Source organism: Pelagerythrobacter sp. (genome assembly GCF_041912895.1).
Classification (GTDB): domain Bacteria; phylum Pseudomonadota; class Alphaproteobacteria; order Sphingomonadales; family Sphingomonadaceae; genus Pelagerythrobacter.
The window spans coordinates 236,043-255,940 of sequence record NZ_JAYSGI010000001.1; the positions used below are offsets into that span (position 1 = coordinate 236,043).

The following is a 19,898-nucleotide window of genomic DNA, read 5'->3' on the forward strand; positions in this document are numbered from 1 at the left end:
TTAACTAAGGCCGGCCCGCCGATCCGGCTCGCCGGCGGGGTGGTGCTGGCCTGTACCGGTTGGTGCCGCTATGGCTCGCACCATCCATGGACCCGATCATAAGGAGCATGCGCGTGCCGCGTTACTGGCTGATGAAATCCGAACCCGACGTCTACGGCTGGGACGATCTCGTCGCCGAGGGCGAAGGCACGTGGGATGGCGTGCGCAACCATCGCGCGAAGAACAACCTCGCGGCGATGAAGGTCGGCGACAAGGCGTTCTTCTATCATTCGAACATCGGGCTTGAGATTGTCGGGATCGCCGAAATCAGCGTCGCGGGGATAACCGACCCGACCGATCCCGAAGGCAAATGGGCGGCGGTCAAGGTCAAGCCGAAGGAGAAGCTTCCGCGTCCGGTGACGCTCAAGCAGGTCAAGGCAGAACCAACGCTCGAGGATATGGAATTGGTCCGCCAGTCGCGCCTGTCCGTGTCCGAAGTGCGCCCGGCCGAATGGAAGAAAATTCTTTCGATGGCAGGGGCTTAGGCCGGAACCGTCGAGCGCGTCCGCGCATTGATCTTGCAAGACGGCGCGCAATTCCGCCGCCGCCGTAATAATGCAGGAGATATCTCCCATGGGCGAGATGAAAGACAAGGCCAAAGGTATCGGCAACGAAGTGGCCGGCAATGCCAAGCAGGCTGCCGCGAAGGCGACCAACAATCCGCGGCTCGACGCCGAAGGCAAGGCGCAGGAGCGCAAGGGCGAAGCCCAGAATCTCAAGGGCAGCGTAAAGGGTGCGCTCGGCGACAAGGTCTGACGCACATCCGACGAAGCTCGGTGAAGAAGGGTCGCCCTCGGGCGGCCCTTTTTCGTATGAAGCCACCGCAGGTGCCGTGAACTGTCCCGCGACGCGACAGTTCGCATTCTCCGGGAGCCGCATGGTTAGCGAAACGTTAACGCTTCACCATGCGCCGATCCCTTGTACTCACCGACGAAACCGCCCGGCATCCATTCCGGGCCAGTCTTCCGCCCAGCGCCCGTCGCCTCGAGCCGTCCGATTGCGATCCGGGTGGCGAATGGCGGATCACGCTGACCGACATGCGCGGTTTCGCCAGCGCCTACGTCAGTTGCGTGATCGCGATAACGGCGTTCATTATCTGACGGGCGGGGCTTCGACACCGGGGCTTTCGGCGGCGTAGAGCTTCTTTCCCAGCCAACTCGATACCAGGCACATCGCTGCGCTCAGCAGCAATTGATCCGTGATCTCCACGCCGGCGGCGCTCAGGCCCGTGGCGATCAGCGCGCCGATCACCATCGCGCCCGAATTGACGATGTTGTTGGCCGCGATCGTGCGCGCGGTCTGGGTCTTGGGCACGAACGTGGTCAGGAAGGCGTAAAGCGGCACGACGAACATGCCGCCCGCGACCGCGATCCCCAGCAACGACAGCAGCAGCGGCACGGCGAGGGGCTGGGCGATGAAGTCTCCCACATCCATCAGCATGCCCTCCGGCGCCGCGTTCCACGACCGGCATACGAAGTAGAACGCGACCACGAATAGCGCCATCACGATCACCGAAACGGGCGAATAGCGCGCCGAGACCGTGCCCTTGAGCAGTGCGTTGACCGAAACCGAGCCGATCGCCACGCCGATCGAGAAGATCACCAGAAACAGGCTGGCGACCTCGGGATTGCCGGTAAGCACGTTCTTCACCAGCGGCGGAAACTGGATCACCAGCACCGCGCCGATCGTCCAGAAGAAACTGATCGCCATGATCGCGAGGAACACGCGATTGTCGTGCATCGTGTTGCGCACCAGCACGTAGGACGATCTAACGACGTTGAAGTCGATCGGTTCGACCTCTCCCTGCGGCGGGGCGGGGGGAACGTGGCGCGAGGTCAGATAACCGACGATCGCCACCACGAACACAACCACCGCCGCCACTTCGACAGGGATCCAGCCGGCGAGAATCGTGCCGAAGAGAATCGCGATATAGGTCCCGGCTTCGACCAGCCCCGTCCCGGCGAGTACCTCGTCCGCTTTCAGGTGCTGGGGCAGGATCGCGTATTTGATCGGCCCGAAGAACGTCGAGTGCACGCCCATTGCGAACAGCGCGACGAGCATCAGCGGGATCGACGCCTCTTCGAATAGCGGGGGCGGCCGCATCAGGCAGTCGCTGGCCGCATTCGCGCATTCTATGCCCTGCCAGGCGATGAACAGGCCCGCGCCGCCGACCGCCATGATGCCGATCTCGCACGCTTTCACGATCCGAACGATTCGCGCCTTGTCGCCCATGTCGGCCAACTGGCCGGCGAGTGCGGAGAGCACGAAGAACGGCAGGATGAAAACGCCCGAGGCGATCGCGCTGAACATCGCCTCCTCCGCCTCGGAGTTGTAGACGACGTAGACCACGAACAGGACCATCGCGGTCTTGTAGAGGTTGTCGTTGAACGCATTGAACAATTGCGTCGCGAACAGGGGCAGGAACCGGCGGCGGCGCAGGATGTGCGTCGAGGTCGTCATGCGAAAGTCCGTGCGTCCCTTGCGGCTTCGATGCTGCTGTAGAGGACGCGCCGATGCGGACAAGGGCAAAGCGCGGCTTTTTCCCGGCCACCGGACGCGCTAGAGGTTCATTCCGTGCTCAACCTGCCGAACATTCTCACGCTTTCGCGGATCGTCACGATACCGCTGCTGGTGTTTCTCCTGTGGTGGCCGGGCTGGGCCTTCGGCTATCTCCTCGCCTTCGCGCTCTACTGCCTGATGGGCTTCACCGACTATTTCGACGGCTACCTCGCGCGGTCGAGCGGGACGGTTTCGAAACTGGGAGTGTTCCTCGACCCGATCGCAGACAAGATCATGGTTGCCGCGGTGATTCTGGTGCTGACGGCGCAGGGCTGGCTGCGCGGACCGTGGGCCGGCGATTTCCACGTGATCGCCGGGCTGGTGATCCTGATGCGCGAGATCGCGGTGTCGGGCCTGCGCGAATTTCTCGGGCCGCTGCAGGTCTCGGTGCCGGTGAGCAAGCTCGCCAAGTGGAAGACCGCTGCGCAGATGGTCTCGCTCGGCGCGTTGATCCTCGCCGGGGCGTTGCCGGGATGGACGATGCCGCTCGGTGATGCGGTGTTCAACGTGCCGCACATCGTTGGCCTCGTCACCTTGTGGACCGCCGCCGTGCTCACTCTGATAACCGGATGGGATTACCTGAGGGTCGGCCTCAGACACATGGACTGACCGCCCGTACGTTGGCCGTCAGAGCACGGCCACGAGCGCTTCGCGATAGGCGGCGCGCGTGCGCGGCGAGCTTCGCGCGCGCGGCGCGGCAGGCGCAATTCGCCGTGCCGGACGCGGCGGATCGAGCGCGAGCGACCCGAGCAGCTTTTCGAGCTCGGCCAGCGTGCCGGGGTGTGCGCGGGCGATTTCGGGCAGCAGTTCGAGATCGAGGTGCGTGAGGCCGAACTGGAACAGCTCGCGAAAGGCGACGCGTTCTGCCAGCCCTTCGCCCACCCGGAAATCGTGGTGCTGCGACAGCGTCGCGAGCGCCGCGTCGATCCGGCCGATATGGCGCCGCTCGGTATTGCGCACGCGATTTTTCGCCACCACCCAGTCGATCGGACCGCGGCCGCGCCGCTCGCGCTCGCGACGTAGCCCGGCGACGGTGTCGGCAAAGCAGCTCGGCCCTTGTGCGCGGCCCGACACCGGATCGACCTGGCCCAGCGCCTGGAGATCGATGAACGATGCGTTGACCGGCGTCACCAGTGTGTCCGCCATCGCCACCGCGCGGCGGAAGATCGGACAGTCTGCGCCCGGCGCGTCGAGCACGATATAGTCCGCCCGCGCGTCGAGGCGGGCAAGTTCCTGATAGAGCTGCGCGGTACACGGCCGCGTCAGCACGGCGTGCGCGGGCATCGGCAGACCCGTGCCGAGAATACGTACGGTGCCTTCGCGGAACGAAAGCCCACGATCGAGCGTGGATTGGCGCCAGTCGAGATCGAGCGCCACGACCCGATGACCCGCATGCGCCAGCGCGATGGCGCAATGAAACGCGAGCGTCGATTTGCCCACGCCGCCCTTTTCGTTCGCGAAAGTGATGACGTGGCCCGCGAGGGAAGGTCGCGAGGCGATGTCGGCCAAGATCACGCCCGGATGTTCGCCGTCGCTCCAACGGCGCGTGCCAGCGGCCGCCGCGATATCCCGATTGTCCTTGGCTTCGGTCCCCACGCGCAGTTCCCCGCCACACTCGCGAATCGGTTATCCACAGCTTTTAGCACGATTCGGTCAACAGTCTCTTGTGACCGGAAAAATTCTCGATCGGGGTGCGCGGCTACCCCGCGCGAAGTTCCTGCGCGAGCAGCTCGAAATCGGCCTTGCGGGGGGAATTTTTCCGCCAGATCAAAGCGATCTCGCGGCTGGCCGCTGACGACTTGAGAGGCCGGGCGACGATCTCGGTATCGTGCAGGATGCCCGCGTCGATCGCCATTTCGGGCAGCATGGTGAGGCCCAGATCGTTGTCGACCATTTGCACCAGCGTGTGCAAGCTGGTGCCGATCATCGTGGCCGAAGCGCGCAGTTCGGGCCGATTGCACGCCGCGAGCGAATGCTCCTTCAGGCAGTGCCCGTCTTCCAGCAACAGCAACCGCCCCTCGTCGATCATCGAAGGCGGGACCGCCTCGGGCGGATCGCGCGGATCGTCTTTCGGGAAAGCGACGAACAGACGGTCGTCGGCGATATGCGCCATCTCGACCTCGCCAGTCGCGAAGGGGAGGGCCAGCAGAACGCAGTCGACTCGTCCGTGCTGCAGGCTTTCGACAGCATCGGCGCTGGTTTCCTCACGCAGGAACAGCTTGAGATCGGGCCGCTCCCGCCGCAGCCGGGGCAGGATGCGCGGCAGCATGAACGGGGCGATCGTCGGGATGACGCTCATGCGCAGCGTGCCCGAAAGCGGCTTGCCGCTTGCGCGCACGAGATCGGACAGTTCCTCCGCCTCGCGCAGCAGGCGATGCGTTTTCTCGACTACCTGCTCGCCCAGCGTGGTGAAGCGCACCACGCGGCGGCTGCGCTCGACCAGCGTGACGCCGAGCAGCGATTCGAGTTCGCGGATGCCCGCCGACAGCGTCGATTGCGACACGAAGCTCGCTTCCGCCGCACGTCCGAAATGGCCATGCTCGTGCAGCGCGACGAGGTATTGCAGCTGCTTGATCGTGGGCAGGTAGGTGCTCACTCCGCCGCCTGCGCCTCGGCCATGTCGGCCTGCACGTCGTCTATGTGCGTCATATGCAGCCGCCCGCCCTTGACCGCGAAGGCCAGCTTGCCCTCGACCAGTTCGAGCGCGTCACGCCCGAAGACTTCGTAACGCCAGCCTTGCAGCACCGGCAGCTTGCGCACGCCCGCCGCGAGCGCTTCCATCTCGTCGGCGCGGGTGAGCAGGCGCGCGGCGACATCGATCTCGCGCGTGCGGATCTTCAGCAGCAGCTTCAGCAAGTCGGCCACCAGCGCGCCTTCCTTGCCCAGCGGCGCACCGCGCTTGGGCTTGTCGGGCATTTCGTCGGCGGAAAGCGGCTCGGCCTTTTCGAGCACTTTCATCAGGCGTTTGCCGATGTCGTTGTCGCGCCAGGCATTCGACAGGCCGCGGACCTTGACCAGATCCCCCTGCTGCTTGGGCGGATGGCTGGCGATGTCGGCCAGCGTTTCGTCGCGCATGATGCGGCCGCGCGGAATGTTCTTGTGCTGCGCCTCGCCCTCGCGCCATGCGGCGAGACCCTTGAGCCGGCCCAGCACCGCCGGGTTGCGCCCCGCTTGCCGGATGCGCCGCCACGCGTCGCCCGGCTCGTTACGGTAATTGGCGGGATCGGCGAGCTTCTCCATTTCCGCGTCGAGCCATTCGCCGCGCCCGGTCTTCATCAGCTTCTTCAGCAGCTTGGGGAAGATTTTCGACAGGTGCGTGACGTCGCCGATGGCGTATTCGATCTGCCGCGCGGTCAGCGGGCGGCGGCTCCAGTCGGTGAAGCGCGCGCCCTTGTCCACGGTAAAGCCGAGCCAGGATTCGACGAGATTGGCATAGCCGATCTGTTCGGACTGGCTGACCGCCATCATCGCGATCTGGGTGTCGAAGATGGGATGCGGCGTCTTGCCGGTCAGGTTGTAGATGATCTCGACATCCTGCCCGCCCGCGTGGAAGACCTTGAGGACGTCCTGATTGTCGCACATCAGGTCGAGCAGGGGAGTGAGATCGATCCCGTCGGCCAGCGGATCGACTGCCGCGGCCTCTTCCTCGTTAGCGATCTGCACCAGGCACAGTTCCGGCCAGTAGGTGTTCTCGCGCATGAATTCGGTATCGACGGTGACGAAATCGGACTTCGCGAGGCGCTCGCACAGTGCGGCGAGCTCGTCGGTGGTGGTTATCAGGTCGTGTATCTTCATAGGTCTTTTCTGTCGTGGGGCGGAGTACCGCCGCTCGGCCATGCCCGGTGCCTTGACAAAGCCCCGCGCTTGCCCTGTTAGCGCGCGCGATTTCTGCTAGAGCCTGCGCGCGCTGCGCCCCTAGCGCCATAGCCCCGAAAATGGAAAGATTTTAGATGCACGCCTATCGTACCCACAACTGCGCAGCGCTGGCCAAGGCCGATGTCGGCGAGACCGTCCGCCTTTCGGGCTGGGTCCACAACCGGCGCGATCACGGCGGCGTGCTGTTCATCGACCTGCGCGATCACTACGGCATCACGCAGGTCGTGGCCGACAGCGACAGCCCGGCGCTGCCGGTGCTGGAAAAGCTCAAGCTGGAATCGGTCGTCACGATCGAGGGCACGGTTAAGGCGCGCGCGGCCGAGGCGGTGAATCCGAACCTGCCGACCGGCGAGATCGAAGTCTTCGCGCGCGAGGTGACGGTGCAGAGCCGGGCCGACGATCTCCCGCTGATCGTCAACTCGGCGGAAGATTACCCCGAGGAAACGCGCCTCAAGTATCGTTTCGTCGACCTCCGGCGCGAGCGGGTGCACGCGAACATCATGCTGCGCAGCCGGGTCATCACCTCGCTGCGGCGGCGGATGAACGACCAGGGCTTCACCGAATTCCAGACGCCGATCCTGGGCGCTTCGAGTCCGGAAGGCGCGCGCGATTACCTCGTGCCCAGCCGCCTCCACGCCGGGCGCTTCTACGCGCTGCCGCAGGCGCCGCAGATGTTCAAGCAGCTGCTGATGGTCGCCGGGTTCGACCGCTATTTCCAGATCGCGCCGTGTTTCCGTGACGAGGATCTGCGGGCCGACCGCAGCCCCGAATTCTACCAGCTCGACTTCGAGATGAGCTTCGTCACGCAGGAAGACGTGTTCCAGACGATCGAGCCGGTGCTGGCCGGCGTGTTCGAGGAATTCGCGAACGGCAAGAGCGTGACCCCGGCGGGCGCGTTCCCGCGCATCCCCTATGCCGACGCGATGCTGAAATACGGCAGCGACAAGCCCGATTTGCGCAATCCGCTGGAAATCAGCGACGTGACCGAGCACTTCACCAGCTCGGGCTTCGGCCTGTTCGAGAAGATCGTGGGCGGCGGCGGGCGCGTGCGCGTGATCCCCGCGCCCGCGACCCACGAGAAGAGCCGCAAGTTCTTCGACGAGATGAACGACTGGGCGCGGCGCGAAGGCTTCGCCGGGCTCGGCTACGTCACCCGCAAGGGCGGAGAATTCGGCGGCCCGATCGCCAAGAACCATGGCACCGAAGGCATGGAGAAGCTCTACGCCGAGCTCGGGCTGGGCGAGAACGACGGCCTGTTCTTCGCCGCGGGCAAGGAGAAGGACGCTGCCAAGCTGGCAGGGGCCGCGCGCACCCGCGTGGCCGAGGAACTGGGCCTGATCGAGCAGGATTGCTTCAAGTTCTGCTGGATCGTCGATTTCCCGATGTTCGAATACGACGAAGACCTGAAAAAGGTCGATTTCAGCCACAACCCATTCTCGATGCCGCAGGGCGAGATGGAGGCGCTGGAAAGCCAGGACCCGCTCGACATCAAGGCGTGGCAGTACGACATCGTCTGCAACGGCTACGAGTTGTCGAGCGGCGCGATCCGGAACCACAAGCCCGAAATCATGTACAAGGCGTTCGAGATCGCCGGGTACACGCAGGAGGAAGTCGACGCGAACTTCTCCGGCATGATTGAGGCGTTCAAGCTCGGTGCCCCGCCGCACGGCGGATCGGCACCTGGCATCGACCGCATCGTCATGCTGCTGGCGGACGAGCCGAACATCCGCGAGGTGATCGCCTTCCCGATGAACCAGCGCGCGCAGGACCTGATGATGGGTGCACCCTCGGTGGTCAGCGCGAAGCAGCTACGCGAGTTGAACATCAACCTGTCCTCCGCCGCTCGCGAAGCGGTCGAAGCTGCGCCCGATGCCGAGGCCAGCGACATGAACAGCAAGGCGACCGACCGCGACGAGGCGCCCGGCAGCGAGGGTTGATCCCTGGGGCCGACGCAGGCCTTTAACCGATCTTTACCAGCGGTCGGCTAACGGCGCCGGATGCTCAGGGCAGTCATTGATCGAACCTTTGACGGGTGGCGCGACCGGCACTGGTTCGGGTGGCTGTTCGTGCCCGTACTGCTGATCGCCGCCGTCGACGCCGTATGGCTGCTGTCTTCTGACCTGACGATTTCCGAGGGTTCCTATTTTCGCATCGCGCAGGTCGTCGGTATGGCCGGGGCCGCGCTGGCGTGCAGCTATCTCTGCCGCGACATCGAGCGACTGCGAACGCTGTTTATCGGTGCAGCGGTTATGTTGGCCGCTTGGCCCAGCCTGCGTCTGTTCAACCACCTCACTATGACGATCGACGCGCCGCTGGCGGATTCGTGGCTGGCCGCGGCGGATCTGGCGCTCGGATTCGACTGGAAGGCTTACGTCGCCTTCGCCGATCAGAAGGTGTGGCTGGTGAACGGGATGAGACTGACCTACGGCAGCCTCACCGATTACACTGCGCTGCTTTTCCTTATCCTCGTCTGCCGAGAAGGCGCTCGAAGGCGCTGCGCCGAACTGATCCGGCTTTTTCTAGCCACGGCGATCTTTTGCATGGCAGCCGGTGCCTTTTTTCCGGCGGTGGCGGCGATGACTTACTATCAGGTGCCCGATGGCACGTTTCAACTTTTCTCGCCTCGCACGGGGGCCTATCACCTCGACCTGTTGCTTTCGCTACGCACCGATCCTCGCCACGTGCTGGATCTCGATCATCTCCCGGGTTTGGTGACGTTTCCCTCGTTTCACACCGCGATGGGCGTGGTCGGTATCTATTGTGCGCGCGGAAGCTGGCCGCTGTTCACCGTCATGCTGGCAATCAACCTCGTCATGATCGCCTCGACGCCGATTTTCGGCAGCCATTACGCGGTCGACGTGGTGGCGGGTGCGCTCGTATCGATGGTCGCGATCGCGGTGGATCGACGCATGTTCCGGCCGCAGCGTCAGTCCGAGCGTCGGGCTGGGGCATGGTCGCCTGCGGCGGTCACTTCTCCGATCTGAAACGCATCGTCATCGACCACCGGGCACTTGCCAGCGCGCGCGCCGTTCATTAGGGCGAAAGCCAATCACTAACCCCCCAGTAAAGAGGGCATACTATGAGCGATACCGCCGACCGCGTGCAGAAGATCGTCGTCGAGCATCTTGGCGTCGAGGCCGACAAGGTCACGCAGGATGCGAGCTTCATCGACGATCTGGGCGCCGACAGCCTCGACATCGTCGAGCTGGTGATGGCGTTCGAAGAGGAATTCGGTGTCGAAATCCCCGACGATGCGGCCGAGAAGATCACCACCGTCGGCGACGCGACCAAGTACATCGAAGAGCACAAGGGCTGATCCGCCCCCTGGCCGCGCATCCTTTGCAGGGGTGCGGCCGGGCTTCGACCCTCGCCTGCGCGGGGGCAGGCCCCCGGCTTTCGCGGGGGGCAGGCAGGCTCAGCCCGAAACGGGGTTGGGCCTGTTCTTTTTCTAGGAGAATAGCATGCGCCGTGTTGTCGTAACCGGTCTGGGCCTCGTCACCCCGCTGGGCGGCGACGTCGAGACGACGTGGGCCAACCTGATCGCGGGCAAGAGCGGCGCGGGCACGATCACCCGCTTCGACACCGAAGGGCAGAAATGCACGATCGCATGCGAGGTGAAGCCCAAGGATCACGAATGGGGCTTCGATGCCGACAAACGCGTGGATCACAAGGTCCAGCGGCAGGTCGATCCTTTCATCGTCTACGGCATCGATGCCGCCGGTCAGGCGATCGAGGATGCCGGCCTTGCCGACATGGACGACGATCTCAAGCTTCGCACCGGCGTCTCGATCGGTTCGGGCATCGGCGGCCTGCCGGGGATCGAGAGCGAATCGATCGTGCTGCACGAGCGTGGGCCGGGCCGCGTCTCCCCGCACTTCGTCCACGGGCGGCTCATCAACCTGATCGGCGGGCAGGTCTCGATCAAGTACGGGCTGATGGGGCCGAACCACGCGGTCGTCACCGCGTGCTCGACCGGCGCGCATTCGATCGGCGACGCCGCGCGCATGATCAAGGACGGCGATGCCGACGTGATGCTGGCGGGCGGCGCGGAAAGCACGATCAACCCGCTCGGCGTGGCCGGGTTCGCGCAGGCGCGCGCGCTCAACATGTCGATGAACGATCAGCCGGAAAAAGCCAGCCGCCCTTACGACAAGGGTCGCGACGGGTTCGTGATGGGCGAGGGCGCGGGCGTCGTCGTGCTCGAGGAATACGAGCACGCCAAGGCGCGCGGCGCGAAGATCTATGCCGAAGTCGTCGGCTACGGGCTGTCGGGCGATGCCTACCACGTCACCGCGCCGCACCCCGAAGGCAAGGGCGCCGAACTGGCGATGCGCATGGCCTTGAAGAAGGCCGGCATGGAGCCGGGCGATATCGACTACGTCAACGCGCACGGCACCTCGACGATGGCCGATACGATCGAGCTGGGCGCGGTCAAGCGCGTGCTGGGCGACGATCTTTCGGGCGCCTCGATGTCGAGCACCAAGTCGGCCATTGGCCACCTTCTGGGCGGTGCCGGTGCCGTTGAGGCGATCTTCTGCATCCTCGCGATCCGCGACCAGATCGTGCCGCCGACGCTCAACCTCGATAATCCGGACGAGGGCACCGAGGGCGTCGATCTCGTGCCGCACACCGCGAAGAAACGCGAGGTTTCCGCCGTGCTCAACAACAGCTTCGGCTTCGGCGGAACGAATGCCAGCTTGGTGTTGAAGAAGGTCGACTGACATGCGCGGCAAGGGCTGCCTCGTCGCCGGGGTGCTCGCCGCCCTGGCGTTGCTTGCGGCCATGTTCGCCGGGCCACTGGCGTTCGGCTCGTCCGAGGTCGAAGAGGACACGAACTTCATCGTGCCTTCCGGCTCGACGCTGACCGCGGTGGCCGGGAAGCTGGAAGACGAGGGCCTGATAACTTCGGCCGACGGCTTCCTGCTGCGCGCGAAGCTGCTCGGCGGGTCGGACCCGATTCAGGCGGGCGAATTCCTGCTGCCCGCGGGCGTCGGCCTCGGCGGCATCCTCGACACGTTCCAGCACGGCGAGGTGATCCGCCGCTTCGTGACAATTCCCGAAGGCATGCCCTCGATCATGGTCCACGAACGGCTGATGGCCGAACCGCTGCTGACCGGCGATATTCCGGTACCCGAGGAAGGCTCCGTCCTCCCCGATACCTACGATTTCGAGCGCGGCGAAGCGCGCACGGCGGTGCTCGCACGGATGCAGGCAGCGATGCGCAACTACCTCGCCGAAGCATGGCCCAGGCGCGCAGCCGACATTGCGGTGGGCGATATCGACGAAGCGGTCACGCTGGCCTCGATCGTCGAGAAGGAAACCGCATTGCCGAGCGAGCGGCGCATGGTCGCCGGGCTCTATTCGAACCGGGTGAAGGCGGGCATGTTCCTCCAGGCCGATCCGACGATCATCTACCCGATCACGCAGGGCAAGCCGCTCGGCCGCCGCATCCGCCAGTCGGAAATCGCCGATATCAACGATTACAACACCTACGCAATGGCCGGGCTGCCCAAGGGCCCGATCACCAACCCCGGCCGCGAGAGCATCGCCGCGGTGCTGAACCCTGAGAAGACCGACGCGCTCTACATGGTGGCCGACGGGTCGGGCGGGCACGAGTTCAACACCGATTACGCCGCGCATCAGGCGGCGGTCGACAAGTGGTTCGAAATCCGCCGCGCGCGCGGGGAGATGTGAGCGAAGCGCCGCTTGCACCGCTGATCGTCACCGCCGAGCTTCCGCCGGATCTGCACCGCTGGGCCACCCGCCTGCGCACCGCGCATTTCCCGGCCGAGCGTAATTTCCTCGAGGCGCACGTCACGCTGTTTCACGCCTTGCCGCCGGGCAGCGAGGCCGAGGTGCGGGATCGGCTGGCCGCGCTGGCTGGCGAACTTGCCCCGGTCGAGGCCCGGCTGGAAGGTGTGATGCCGCTCGGCACCGGCACGGCGTTGCGCCTGTCCAGCCCCGGCATGATCGCGTTGCGCGAGGAGCTGGCCGAGCACTTCCATGGCTTGCTGACCCCGCAGGACATGCATGCGCCGCGTCTCCACGTCACCGTCCAGAACAAGGTCGCTGCGGCGGAGGCGCGGGCATTGCAGCGCGAACTCGGCCCCTCGGTCGAGCCGCGCGGCTTTCGCTTCGCAAGCCTTGCGCTCCACCGCTATCGCGGCGGCCCGTGGGAGCCGGTGAAGCGCTGGGCGTTCCGGGGCAAAAAGCGAGGTTGACCGCCCCGCCACCCGCGCCTAAACGCGCCGCCTGCCCGCCGCCCAAGTGGCCGGGCGTGCCCAATGGGGCGGAGTAGCTCAGGTGGTTAGAGCAGCGGAATCATAATCCGCGTGTCGGGGGTTCGAGTCCCTCCTCCGCTACCATCGCCGAATCCGGCAAAGTGTGGCCAAATCCAGAAACGGCCTCTGATTATGGGGCAAAAGCCGCCCGTGCGAGCTGCCCCTCGACTTTATTCGAACACGCGTCAATTTTCCCGGGAATGATGGGTCAGTTTCGCGCGAAAGCCGCGCAGGCTCTGCAAAGCCAGTTCCTCGCCGGCGGTTCGGGTCCTGAAGAACTGCCTGATCTTGACGGACAGGTACCACAACCAGAAAACGGCAGTATTTCTCGGTTCCTTGCCCGGCTCGTTGCCTTCGACCAGCCATTGCCCTTTCAGCGCGGTTCGGCTGGCGAATATCTTGCTCCAAACCAGCAAGGCGCGGTCGGCCACCGCTTCGTCGGATAGCGAAGCAAGAACCTTGATCTGGCTTCTGAATCTTGCCGGCTGAAACATGAGTGCCCGGACCATCTCGTCGTCGAGCATGCCGCGCGCCGGAGCCTTCACGCCCAATCCCGATCGCTCGTTTGGGGGCAGGATCGAGGCCGCCAGTTCCACTGCCGGGCGGAGATGAAAGCGCTCGACAACGCGGTCCCATTTGGCCCGATCAAGCTGATTGCTTCGCATGAACTGGACAATGTCGGTGATGAACAGCGGACCGTTATTCAACTCGTGATCGAGCATGCCGTGAACGATCAGGTGGGCAAGCAGCAATTCTGTTCGGGGAACGGGCAGTTCCGCTTTCCCGACATGAACGACATTGCGCGCTTCCCAAACGTCCTGTTCGATAGACTGCAATACGGTCGAGGGCAGCGACACCTTGGGCGAAATCATCCGGTAGTGAAGTTCGACCGGTAATATGCGGTTGGGGGAATGGATCGGAGGAAGATGCTTGCCGTCCTCCACGATGTCCGGGGGGACATGGGCAAACCGGTCCAGACTCCCGCCCTTGTCGTGCAGAAGGGCATAGGCGTCGTGCAATCGTTCCGGTTCGATCAGCACGTCGATATCGCGCATTGGCCGCATCCATGATGCGGGATAGTCGCGAAAGGCCAGCGGCACGCCCTTGAGAAAAACGTGCGCAATCCCCGCATCGACGAACATTTCGTGGATCTGCACGCATTCGCGGCCGATCTTGAGGGCTTGAAATACACTACGATCGCGGATCACGCGCAGGCTGTCAGGCATATCCACATCGCCGCGCCGGTCGAGCGCGTAGGCTAGATAGGGAGCGCATCGGTGCTGATGGGCGAGCGCGGCGAGCGCATCCCGGCCGTCCGGGCCAAGCCGCTCGAATCGGTCGCGCTCGACCGTGTCGGGTGTGCGCATGAGATCGATCAGCAATTGCTCGATTTGGGGGGGAGAGAATTTTAGCGCCATTTCGTCCACAAGCCGACCGCACTGTTGATCCATCGCGCGAAGAACAGCTTTCGATCCTGCCCAAGGTAAGGCGTTATCGCAATCAGCACGAACAGGCCGACGCGGGCCCAGACATTCGGTTTCGTGCGGTGAAATGCCGACAGCACGATCCGGCGATCCTCAGGTCCACAACTCAGCAGATGAAGCGCGTTGACGCGTTGCCGCATCCGGCAATATTTTCGCAGCATCGGGGAGGCGTCGGGCGTTCGTCCAGCCGTATCCACTTCCGAGATGAAACGGGCCATGTCTTCGCCGTGCGAGCGGGTCGACAGGCTGCGGCCGTCGCGATGGACGTGATAGAGAACGTCCGGGGCCGACAGCACGCGCGCACCGGCCGCCATGGCCCTGAGTTGGAAATGCGTTTCAAGGTGGCGGTAGATCGGATCGAACCCGCCCAGTTCGTCGTAGAAACTTCGCGCGATCAGCAAGGTGGCCGAATTCGGGCGAAACAACATGCTCGCGAAGGCGTCGGTGACATCCGTTGCGTGGGGGCTCACTGGCGGCGTCTTGGTCGAATGCAAGCGGCCGCGATGGAGGATCCGTGAACTGCAAAATACCAGAATGCGGGGGCCATGCGCCCGGGCGAGGGCCAGTTGCGCATCGAGGCGTCCGGGCTCCATCGTGTCATCGGCATCGAGGAAGGTGATGTACTCGCCGCTCGATTCCTCGATCGCGCGGCTTCGGGCCCGATTGGACCCGGCGTGGTCGCGCCGCAGCAGGCGCACTCGCGGGTCTGGCAGCAATTCGACCAGCGCCGCTCCCGGATCGTCGGCCGATCCATCGTCGAGCACGACGACTTCGATATGCGGATAGTTTGACCGGAGCGCCGATTCCACCGCCCGGCGAACGCTTTTGGCGTGATTGAAGCAGGGGACGATGACCGAAACGAGCGGGCCATCTTCTTCGTGTTCGGCGCTTGCCTGGTGCGGCATCGGCTAGCGACCGGCGGGTTCGATGTCGGCCCGCGCGAAATCGCAAGGCCGGGCACAAAAAAAAGGAGCATGCCGCGCATCCGTCGCTGGCGGCAAGGCTCGAATGCTCCTCATTGCAAATACCACCCCCGATCTTCTCGCGAAGAAGATCCCTTCCCCGAGTAAACGAACGCGCAACGGCACTAACCGGTTCATTTCGGAAGGCAAGCGCCTCGGCAGCACCAAGTTCGTGGCCGGTTACATCCGACCGATTTACCGCTAGGGGCCTCTGATGGACGAGGCGAGCCACACGTATCTGCTGTTCGGTCAGCGGTTTCGCAGCGATATTGCCCTGCCGGAACTTGGACCGGAACTCGCGCGGGATAGCCGCCGCGACGACACCACCGCCATTGTCATCCGCCGCGGCGCCGTTCCCGAAGACGGCACGCAGGTCGGCCCGCAGATCGGGCCTTTCAGCCATGCGGCCCCGGATGCTTTATGGCTGCGCATCCCGAACATCGCGCGTTATCTGGTGCAGGGGGGCAACCGGGTGACCTATGCGCCGGAGCCCGGCATCGACGACGACAGCGTCCGGGTCTTCCTGCTCGGATCGTGCATCGGCACGCTGCTGCTGCAGCGCGGTCAACTGGTACTTCACGGCAATGCCTTCGCGATCGGCGACGGCTGCGCGTTGTGCGTGGGCCCGTCGGGCGCGGGCAAATCCACCCTGGCGGCGCGGATGATGCAGCGCGGACACCCGGTGATCGCCGACGACGTCTGCCCGATCGATGCGGAAGGCAGGGCGATCCCCGGCATGGCGCGCATGAAGCTGTGGCAGGATACCGCCGATCGCCTTGCGATCGACACGTCGCGCCTGCGCCGCATCCGGCCGGGCCTTGCCAAATACGATCTTCCGATGGGCGAGACGTTTCACGCGCAGCCGTTGCCGGTCCGGGCGATCTACGTGCTGTCGCCCTGGAATCGTGAGACTTTTGCGGTAAAGGAGCTGTCGGGGCTAGCCAAGTTCCAGGCGCTGCGGGACAACACTTATCGCTTCCGTTTCCTGAAGGGCATGGCGCTCGGCCCCGGGCATATGCGCCAGTGCGGCGACCTGGCGGCGCGCGTGCCGGTCGCTGAATTGCACCGGCCGCGGCAGGGCTTCGACATCGATGGGCTGGTCGACGCGATCCGCGACGACTTCGTGCGCCGAAATGTACTGGCGTGATCGGCCGGCTATTCTGGCTGGCGTCGTATCCTAAGTCCGGCAACACCTGGTTTCGCGCCTTTCTCCGCAACCTCGGTGGAGGCAGTGATCCGGCCTCGATCAACGATCTCGGCTCTACGTCGCTTGCCGCTTCCCGGGCTTGGATGGACGAGATGCTCGGCTTCGACACCGGCGATCTCGATCCAGGCGAGACCGAGCGGCTGCGCCCCACGGTCTATCGCTTCGCCTCGCATCGTCTGGAAGGTCACGCCTATCGCAAGATACACGACGCCTGCCACCGGACCGACGCTGGGACGTGGATCGTGGACGCCGAAGCGACTGCCGGCGCGCTCTATCTGATCCGAAATCCGCTCGACGTGGCGATCTCTTACGCGCACCACGCGGCTCACTCGATCGACGATGCGATCGCGGCGATGGCCGATCCGGACCATCGCCTCGCGCGAGACGATGGCACAGGCCTGAAACCCCAAGTCGAACAGCGCCTGCTCACCTGGTCCGATCACGTGATGAGCTGGGTCGATAATCCGGACATCCCGATCCACGTTCTGCGCTACGAGGATATGCAGACCGGCGGTGCTCCGGTCTTTGCCGAAGCGGCTCGGTTCCTGAAGCTGGAAGCCGACCGATCCGCGATCGAACGCGCGGTGGCATTCTCCTCCTTCGACACGTTGAAGTCGCAGGAAGATCGCGACCCTTTTCGCGAACGCGCGCAAAACAGCGCGCGCTTCTTTCGCAAGGGTGTGATCGGCGATTGGCAAACCACCTTGAGCGGTGCACAAATCGACAGCATCGTCGAAGCCCATGGCGCGGTGATGCGGCGCTTCGGCTATTGCGATGCGGCAGGCACGCCCAGGGCGATGTAGCGAAAAGGGGATGAAAGCGGTGATCGAGGCGGACACGGTGTTGCGGCGCAAGCGGGACTTGGTGGAATCCGCGATGGACGAGGAGACGGTGATGCTCGACATTGAGAGCGGCCATTATTTCGGGCTTTCGGGCGTCGGCCCGCGTCTCTGGACTCTGCTCGAAGAGGACCGCCGGGCGGGCGTGCTGGTCGACCGCGTGCGCGAAGAGTTCACAGCAACGCCTGAGGACGATGTTCGGGCGGATGTCATGGCGTTTTTGCAGCAGCTGCTCGACAAGGGCCTCGTCAAGGTCGTTCGCTAGAATGCGCATGGCGACGCTTCTGGCGCGTAAATGGCGGTCGTTCGGCGGCTATCCCCTTGCCGTCAGGATGCTCGTTCCGGTCGCGTTCGTGCTGCTCGGCTTGGCCAGGCTGGCGATCCTGATCCTGCCCTTTCGTCTCTATGCGCCGCTGCTCGGCCAGCGGAGGCCGCAACAGGCCGAACGCGACTGGCGAGAGGGCCCATCGCTCGATCCGCCGCAAGACGGGCGGGCGTTCGCCATAAAGCAGGCAATCCGGGTGGCGGCGCGGCTGACGCCATGGCGATCGGTTTGTTTGCCGCAAGCGCTGGTCGCCGCCGCGCTCATGCGGCCGCTGGGCATAGGCTTCACGGCGCATCTGGGTGTGACGCGGGACGACGAAGGGGCGGGCCCGATGCAGGCGCACGCCTGGACCGTCGCCGGTGGAGCGATCGTTACCGGCGCGGGGCAGCTTGCACGTTACACGCGGGTCGCACGCTTCGTCCACGATCCGCAACGCCGCCTGCGCTGATGTTCGCCGGAATCGTCACGCGGCGCGGCGGCGGCGACCCCCGTGCCTATGCGGAAGCCGGAACGTTGCTGGCCGCGCTCGATCCTTACGGTCAGGCCGATCGAACCGGCGAGTGGCGCGCAGACGACGCGTTGATGGTGCAAGCGCTGCGATGGAACACCCGCGAATCGCAGCACGAAAAAGTGCCCGCCAGGTGCCCCGCGACGGGCCGCGTTCTGGTCGGCTGGCTGCGGCTCGAAAACCGCGCGGAGCTTCTGGTGTCGCTCGGCGTTGGATCGCCCGAAGCGCCGGACGACGCGCAACTGGTTCTCGCCGCGCATCGCCAGTGGGGAGAAGGCTGCGCCGATCGGCTGCATGGCGATTTCGCGTTCGCGATCTACGACCCCGCGCGGCACGCGGTTTTCTGCGCGCGCGACGCCTTGGGCGTGAAGCCGTTCTTCTACCATCTCGGGCCCGACCTGTTCGTGTTCGCCGGCACGGCGGCGGTGTTTCCCGCATTGCGATCGTTCGACGCGTCGCCGTCACGCGAATGGCTGGCCCGATATCTGATCGGCGAATCGGCCGATCCGGCGAAGACCGCCTACGCCAACGTCGCCAAGCTGCCGCCCGCCCATACACTCGCCGTCGAACGCGAAGGCGTGACGGAACCCCGGCGCTATTTCGCTTTTGCCGATACCGCCCCGCAAGCAGACCGGCGAGACCTGGCCCGTGTCGACGCCTATCGCGAGGCATTCCACCGCGCGGTCGAGGACAGGCTTCGCAGCGCCTATCGCATCGGTGCCGAGAATTCGGGCGGGCTCGATAGCGCAACGATCATCGGCCACGCCGTCCGCACTCTGCCGGGCGGCGGTGCGGAACTGCCCTGCTTCAGCGTCTGCCACATGGAGCGCGAGGCGAGCGCCATCCTCGACGTCGCCGTGCATTGCGGCATTCGCGACAACCACGTCCTGACGCGCCCGACTTATCAGCCCTCGCCGGAGGAGACCGCACGAGCGATCCGCGTGCTCGGACATCCGCCCCAGCACACCCACGCGCTGTTCCACGCGCCATTTCTCGAACGGTGCCGCGATACCGGCGTCCGCACGCTGTTGTCGGGGTTCGGGGGGGACGAGGTCGTCACCGCGCAGGCGGAGTTCCTGTCGCGCGAACTGACCCTCGCGCGCCGCTATCGCGCGCTGGTGGACATCATGCCTGGCATCCTGCCAATGCGCGTGGCGCGCGCGGCGAAGCGCGTCGTCGAACATGCGCGGGGCCGAATCGGGTACCACCCGGCAAACCCGACACCGCGGCTCGCGCGCAGCATCCTGCGGCGCGAGGTGGCAGAGCAATACGGTCTGACCGGATTCATCGCGGCCAAGGCGGACGCCTATCGCAATGCGCGTACGCTTGGCGACCATCTGCTCGGCAAGCCGGCCTTTCGCACCATGCTGACCGGGCGGCTGGAGGGCTGCACGCTGATGGGGGCGAGCTACGGTGTCGAATATCGCTGGCCCATGCTCGATCGCAGGCTGATCGAGCGATATCTTGCGACGCCTTCGATCGAGAAGGGGTATCGCCGATGGGGGCGCTATCTCCATCGCCGGGCATGCGAAGGAACCATTCCGGACGCGATCCTGTGGAAGGAGAGCAAGGACTTGGGGGGCATACCCCATCTCGCACGCGATCGACGGTTCGCCGCGCCGGATCTCGAAAACCTGCCGCCAGTCCTAAGCGAAATAGTGGATCGTCATGCCTTGGAAGGGCAGGCTCGCACGCTCGAACGAGCCGTTGGCGATGAAGCGCACTGGATCGCCCACGCCGCCGAACGAAACAATTTGCGGGACTTGCACAGCTTAAGTATGTGGTTGAACATCACTCGCTGAAAAAAGGGGAGAAGGC

At 64.8% G+C, this 19,898-nt stretch carries 21 protein-coding genes and 1 tRNA gene; 16 read left to right on the top strand and 6 right to left on the bottom strand.

What is annotated here, in order from left to right:
* Positions 1-86 precede the first annotated feature (86 nt).
* The 3 genes from ACE3QC_RS01260 to ACE3QC_RS01270 all read left to right on the top strand — a co-directional run bounded on the left by ACE3QC_RS01260 (position 87) and on the right by ACE3QC_RS01270 (position 1,139).
* Positions 87-524 carry an EVE domain-containing protein gene (locus ACE3QC_RS01260; protein ID WP_374405270.1) on the top strand — a complete coding sequence of 146 codons (438 nt, stop codon included), beginning with the start codon at positions 87-89 and terminating at the stop codon, positions 522-524.
* A gap of 88 nt (positions 525-612) precedes the next feature.
* Entirely contained in the window at positions 613-795 is a 183-nt protein-coding gene (locus ACE3QC_RS01265) for a CsbD family protein (protein ID WP_374405271.1), read from the top strand.
* 149 nt (positions 796-944) lie between these two features.
* Positions 945-1,139 (top strand): hypothetical protein, encoded by a 195-nt coding sequence (locus ACE3QC_RS01270; protein WP_374405272.1) that lies wholly within the window; start codon positions 945-947, stop codon positions 1,137-1,139.
* On the opposite strand, the gene ACE3QC_RS01275 is transcribed toward ACE3QC_RS01270, so the two are convergent.
* Positions 1,132-2,499 (bottom strand): MFS transporter, encoded by a 1,368-nt coding sequence (locus ACE3QC_RS01275; RefSeq protein ID WP_374405273.1) that lies wholly within the window; start codon positions 2,497-2,499, stop codon positions 1,132-1,134. The genes ACE3QC_RS01270 and ACE3QC_RS01275 overlap by 8 nt on opposite strands.
* A gap of 114 nt (positions 2,500-2,613) precedes the next feature.
* On the opposite strand from ACE3QC_RS01275, the gene pgsA reads away from it, so the two are divergent.
* Positions 2,614-3,207 (top strand): CDP-diacylglycerol--glycerol-3-phosphate 3-phosphatidyltransferase, encoded by a 594-nt coding sequence (gene pgsA / locus ACE3QC_RS01280; RefSeq protein WP_374405274.1) that lies wholly within the window; start codon positions 2,614-2,616, stop codon positions 3,205-3,207.
* Between the two features lie 18 nt (positions 3,208-3,225).
* Here the strand turns inward: pgsA and ACE3QC_RS01285 are convergent, their stop codons facing one another.
* The 3 genes from ACE3QC_RS01285 to rnd all read right to left on the bottom strand — a co-directional run bounded on the left by ACE3QC_RS01285 (position 3,226) and on the right by rnd (position 6,393).
* The gene (locus ACE3QC_RS01285) at positions 3,226-4,194 is read right to left on the bottom strand and encodes a division plane positioning ATPase MipZ (protein ID WP_374405276.1); all 969 of its coding nucleotides are present in this window, start codon (positions 4,192-4,194) and stop codon (positions 3,226-3,228) included.
* 103 nt (positions 4,195-4,297) lie between these two features.
* Complete coding sequence (locus ACE3QC_RS01290; RefSeq protein ID WP_374405277.1) at positions 4,298-5,194, bottom strand: hydrogen peroxide-inducible genes activator; 897 nt, start codon at positions 5,192-5,194, stop codon at positions 4,298-4,300.
* Complete coding sequence (gene rnd / locus ACE3QC_RS01295; protein WP_374405278.1) at positions 5,191-6,393, bottom strand: ribonuclease D; 1,203 nt, start codon at positions 6,391-6,393, stop codon at positions 5,191-5,193. The genes ACE3QC_RS01290 and rnd overlap by 4 nt, the downstream gene beginning before the upstream one ends.
* Before the next feature lie 155 nt (positions 6,394-6,548).
* Here rnd and aspS point away from each other — a divergent pair, with 155 nt between their 5' ends.
* From aspS to ACE3QC_RS01330, 7 genes are all read left to right on the top strand, one after another.
* Complete coding sequence (aspS, locus tag ACE3QC_RS01300; RefSeq protein ID WP_374405279.1) at positions 6,549-8,411, top strand: aspartate--tRNA ligase; 1,863 nt, start codon at positions 6,549-6,551, stop codon at positions 8,409-8,411.
* A 60-nt stretch (positions 8,412-8,471) separates the two neighbouring features.
* Positions 8,472-9,458 carry a phosphatase PAP2 family protein gene (locus ACE3QC_RS01305; RefSeq protein WP_374405280.1) on the top strand — a complete coding sequence of 329 codons (987 nt, stop codon included), beginning with the start codon at positions 8,472-8,474 and terminating at the stop codon, positions 9,456-9,458.
* A 95-nt stretch (positions 9,459-9,553) separates the two neighbouring features.
* Complete coding sequence (locus ACE3QC_RS01310; RefSeq protein WP_047805955.1) at positions 9,554-9,790, top strand: acyl carrier protein; 237 nt, start codon at positions 9,554-9,556, stop codon at positions 9,788-9,790.
* A gap of 145 nt (positions 9,791-9,935) precedes the next feature.
* The gene (fabF, locus tag ACE3QC_RS01315; protein WP_374405281.1) at positions 9,936-11,195 is read left to right on the top strand and encodes a beta-ketoacyl-ACP synthase II; all 1,260 of its coding nucleotides are present in this window, start codon (positions 9,936-9,938) and stop codon (positions 11,193-11,195) included.
* A 1-nt stretch (position 11,196) separates the two neighbouring features.
* Positions 11,197-12,168: an endolytic transglycosylase MltG gene (gene mltG, locus ACE3QC_RS01320; protein WP_374405283.1), complete on the top strand. Its 972-nt coding sequence runs from the start codon at positions 11,197-11,199 to the stop codon at positions 12,166-12,168.
* Positions 12,165-12,695 (top strand): 2'-5' RNA ligase family protein, encoded by a 531-nt coding sequence (locus ACE3QC_RS01325; protein WP_374405284.1) that lies wholly within the window; start codon positions 12,165-12,167, stop codon positions 12,693-12,695. The genes mltG and ACE3QC_RS01325 overlap by 4 nt, the downstream gene beginning before the upstream one ends.
* A 67-nt stretch (positions 12,696-12,762) precedes the next feature.
* Positions 12,763-12,839 (top strand) — tRNA-Met (locus ACE3QC_RS01330).
* Between the two features lie 101 nt (positions 12,840-12,940).
* On the opposite strand, the gene ACE3QC_RS01335 is transcribed toward ACE3QC_RS01330, so the two are convergent.
* Together ACE3QC_RS01335 and ACE3QC_RS01340 are read right to left on the bottom strand one after the other, a co-directional pair.
* Positions 12,941-14,137 carry a nucleotidyltransferase family protein gene (locus ACE3QC_RS01335; RefSeq protein WP_374405285.1) on the bottom strand — a complete coding sequence of 399 codons (1,197 nt, stop codon included), beginning with the start codon at positions 14,135-14,137 and terminating at the stop codon, positions 12,941-12,943.
* 26 nt (positions 14,138-14,163) lie between these two features.
* Positions 14,164-15,144, bottom strand: a complete 981-nt coding sequence (locus tag ACE3QC_RS01340) for a glycosyltransferase family 2 protein (protein ID WP_374405286.1) — start codon at positions 15,142-15,144, stop codon at positions 14,164-14,166.
* A gap of 271 nt (positions 15,145-15,415) precedes the next feature.
* Between ACE3QC_RS01340 and ACE3QC_RS01345 the strand changes: the two genes are divergently transcribed.
* From ACE3QC_RS01345 to ACE3QC_RS01365, 5 genes are read left to right on the top strand one after another with little or no spacing between them, the layout of a single operon-like run.
* The gene (locus ACE3QC_RS01345; protein WP_374405287.1) at positions 15,416-16,348 is read left to right on the top strand and encodes a hypothetical protein; all 933 of its coding nucleotides are present in this window, start codon (positions 15,416-15,418) and stop codon (positions 16,346-16,348) included.
* Positions 16,345-17,211: a sulfotransferase domain-containing protein gene (locus tag ACE3QC_RS01350; RefSeq protein ID WP_374405288.1), complete on the top strand. Its 867-nt coding sequence runs from the start codon at positions 16,345-16,347 to the stop codon at positions 17,209-17,211. The genes ACE3QC_RS01345 and ACE3QC_RS01350 overlap by 4 nt, the downstream gene beginning before the upstream one ends.
* 10 nt (positions 17,212-17,221) lie before the next feature.
* Positions 17,222-17,512 (top strand): PqqD family protein, encoded by a 291-nt coding sequence (locus tag ACE3QC_RS01355; protein WP_374405289.1) that lies wholly within the window; start codon positions 17,222-17,224, stop codon positions 17,510-17,512.
* A gap of 1 nt (position 17,513) precedes the next feature.
* Positions 17,514-18,020, top strand: coding sequence for a lasso peptide biosynthesis B2 protein (locus tag ACE3QC_RS01360; RefSeq protein ID WP_374405290.1), 507 nt, complete (start codon positions 17,514-17,516; stop codon positions 18,018-18,020).
* Positions 18,020-19,882, top strand: coding sequence for an asparagine synthase-related protein (locus ACE3QC_RS01365; RefSeq protein ID WP_374405292.1), 1,863 nt, complete (start codon positions 18,020-18,022; stop codon positions 19,880-19,882). Before ACE3QC_RS01360 ends, ACE3QC_RS01365 begins: the two co-directional genes overlap by 1 nt.
* Positions 19,883-19,898 lie beyond the last annotated feature (16 nt).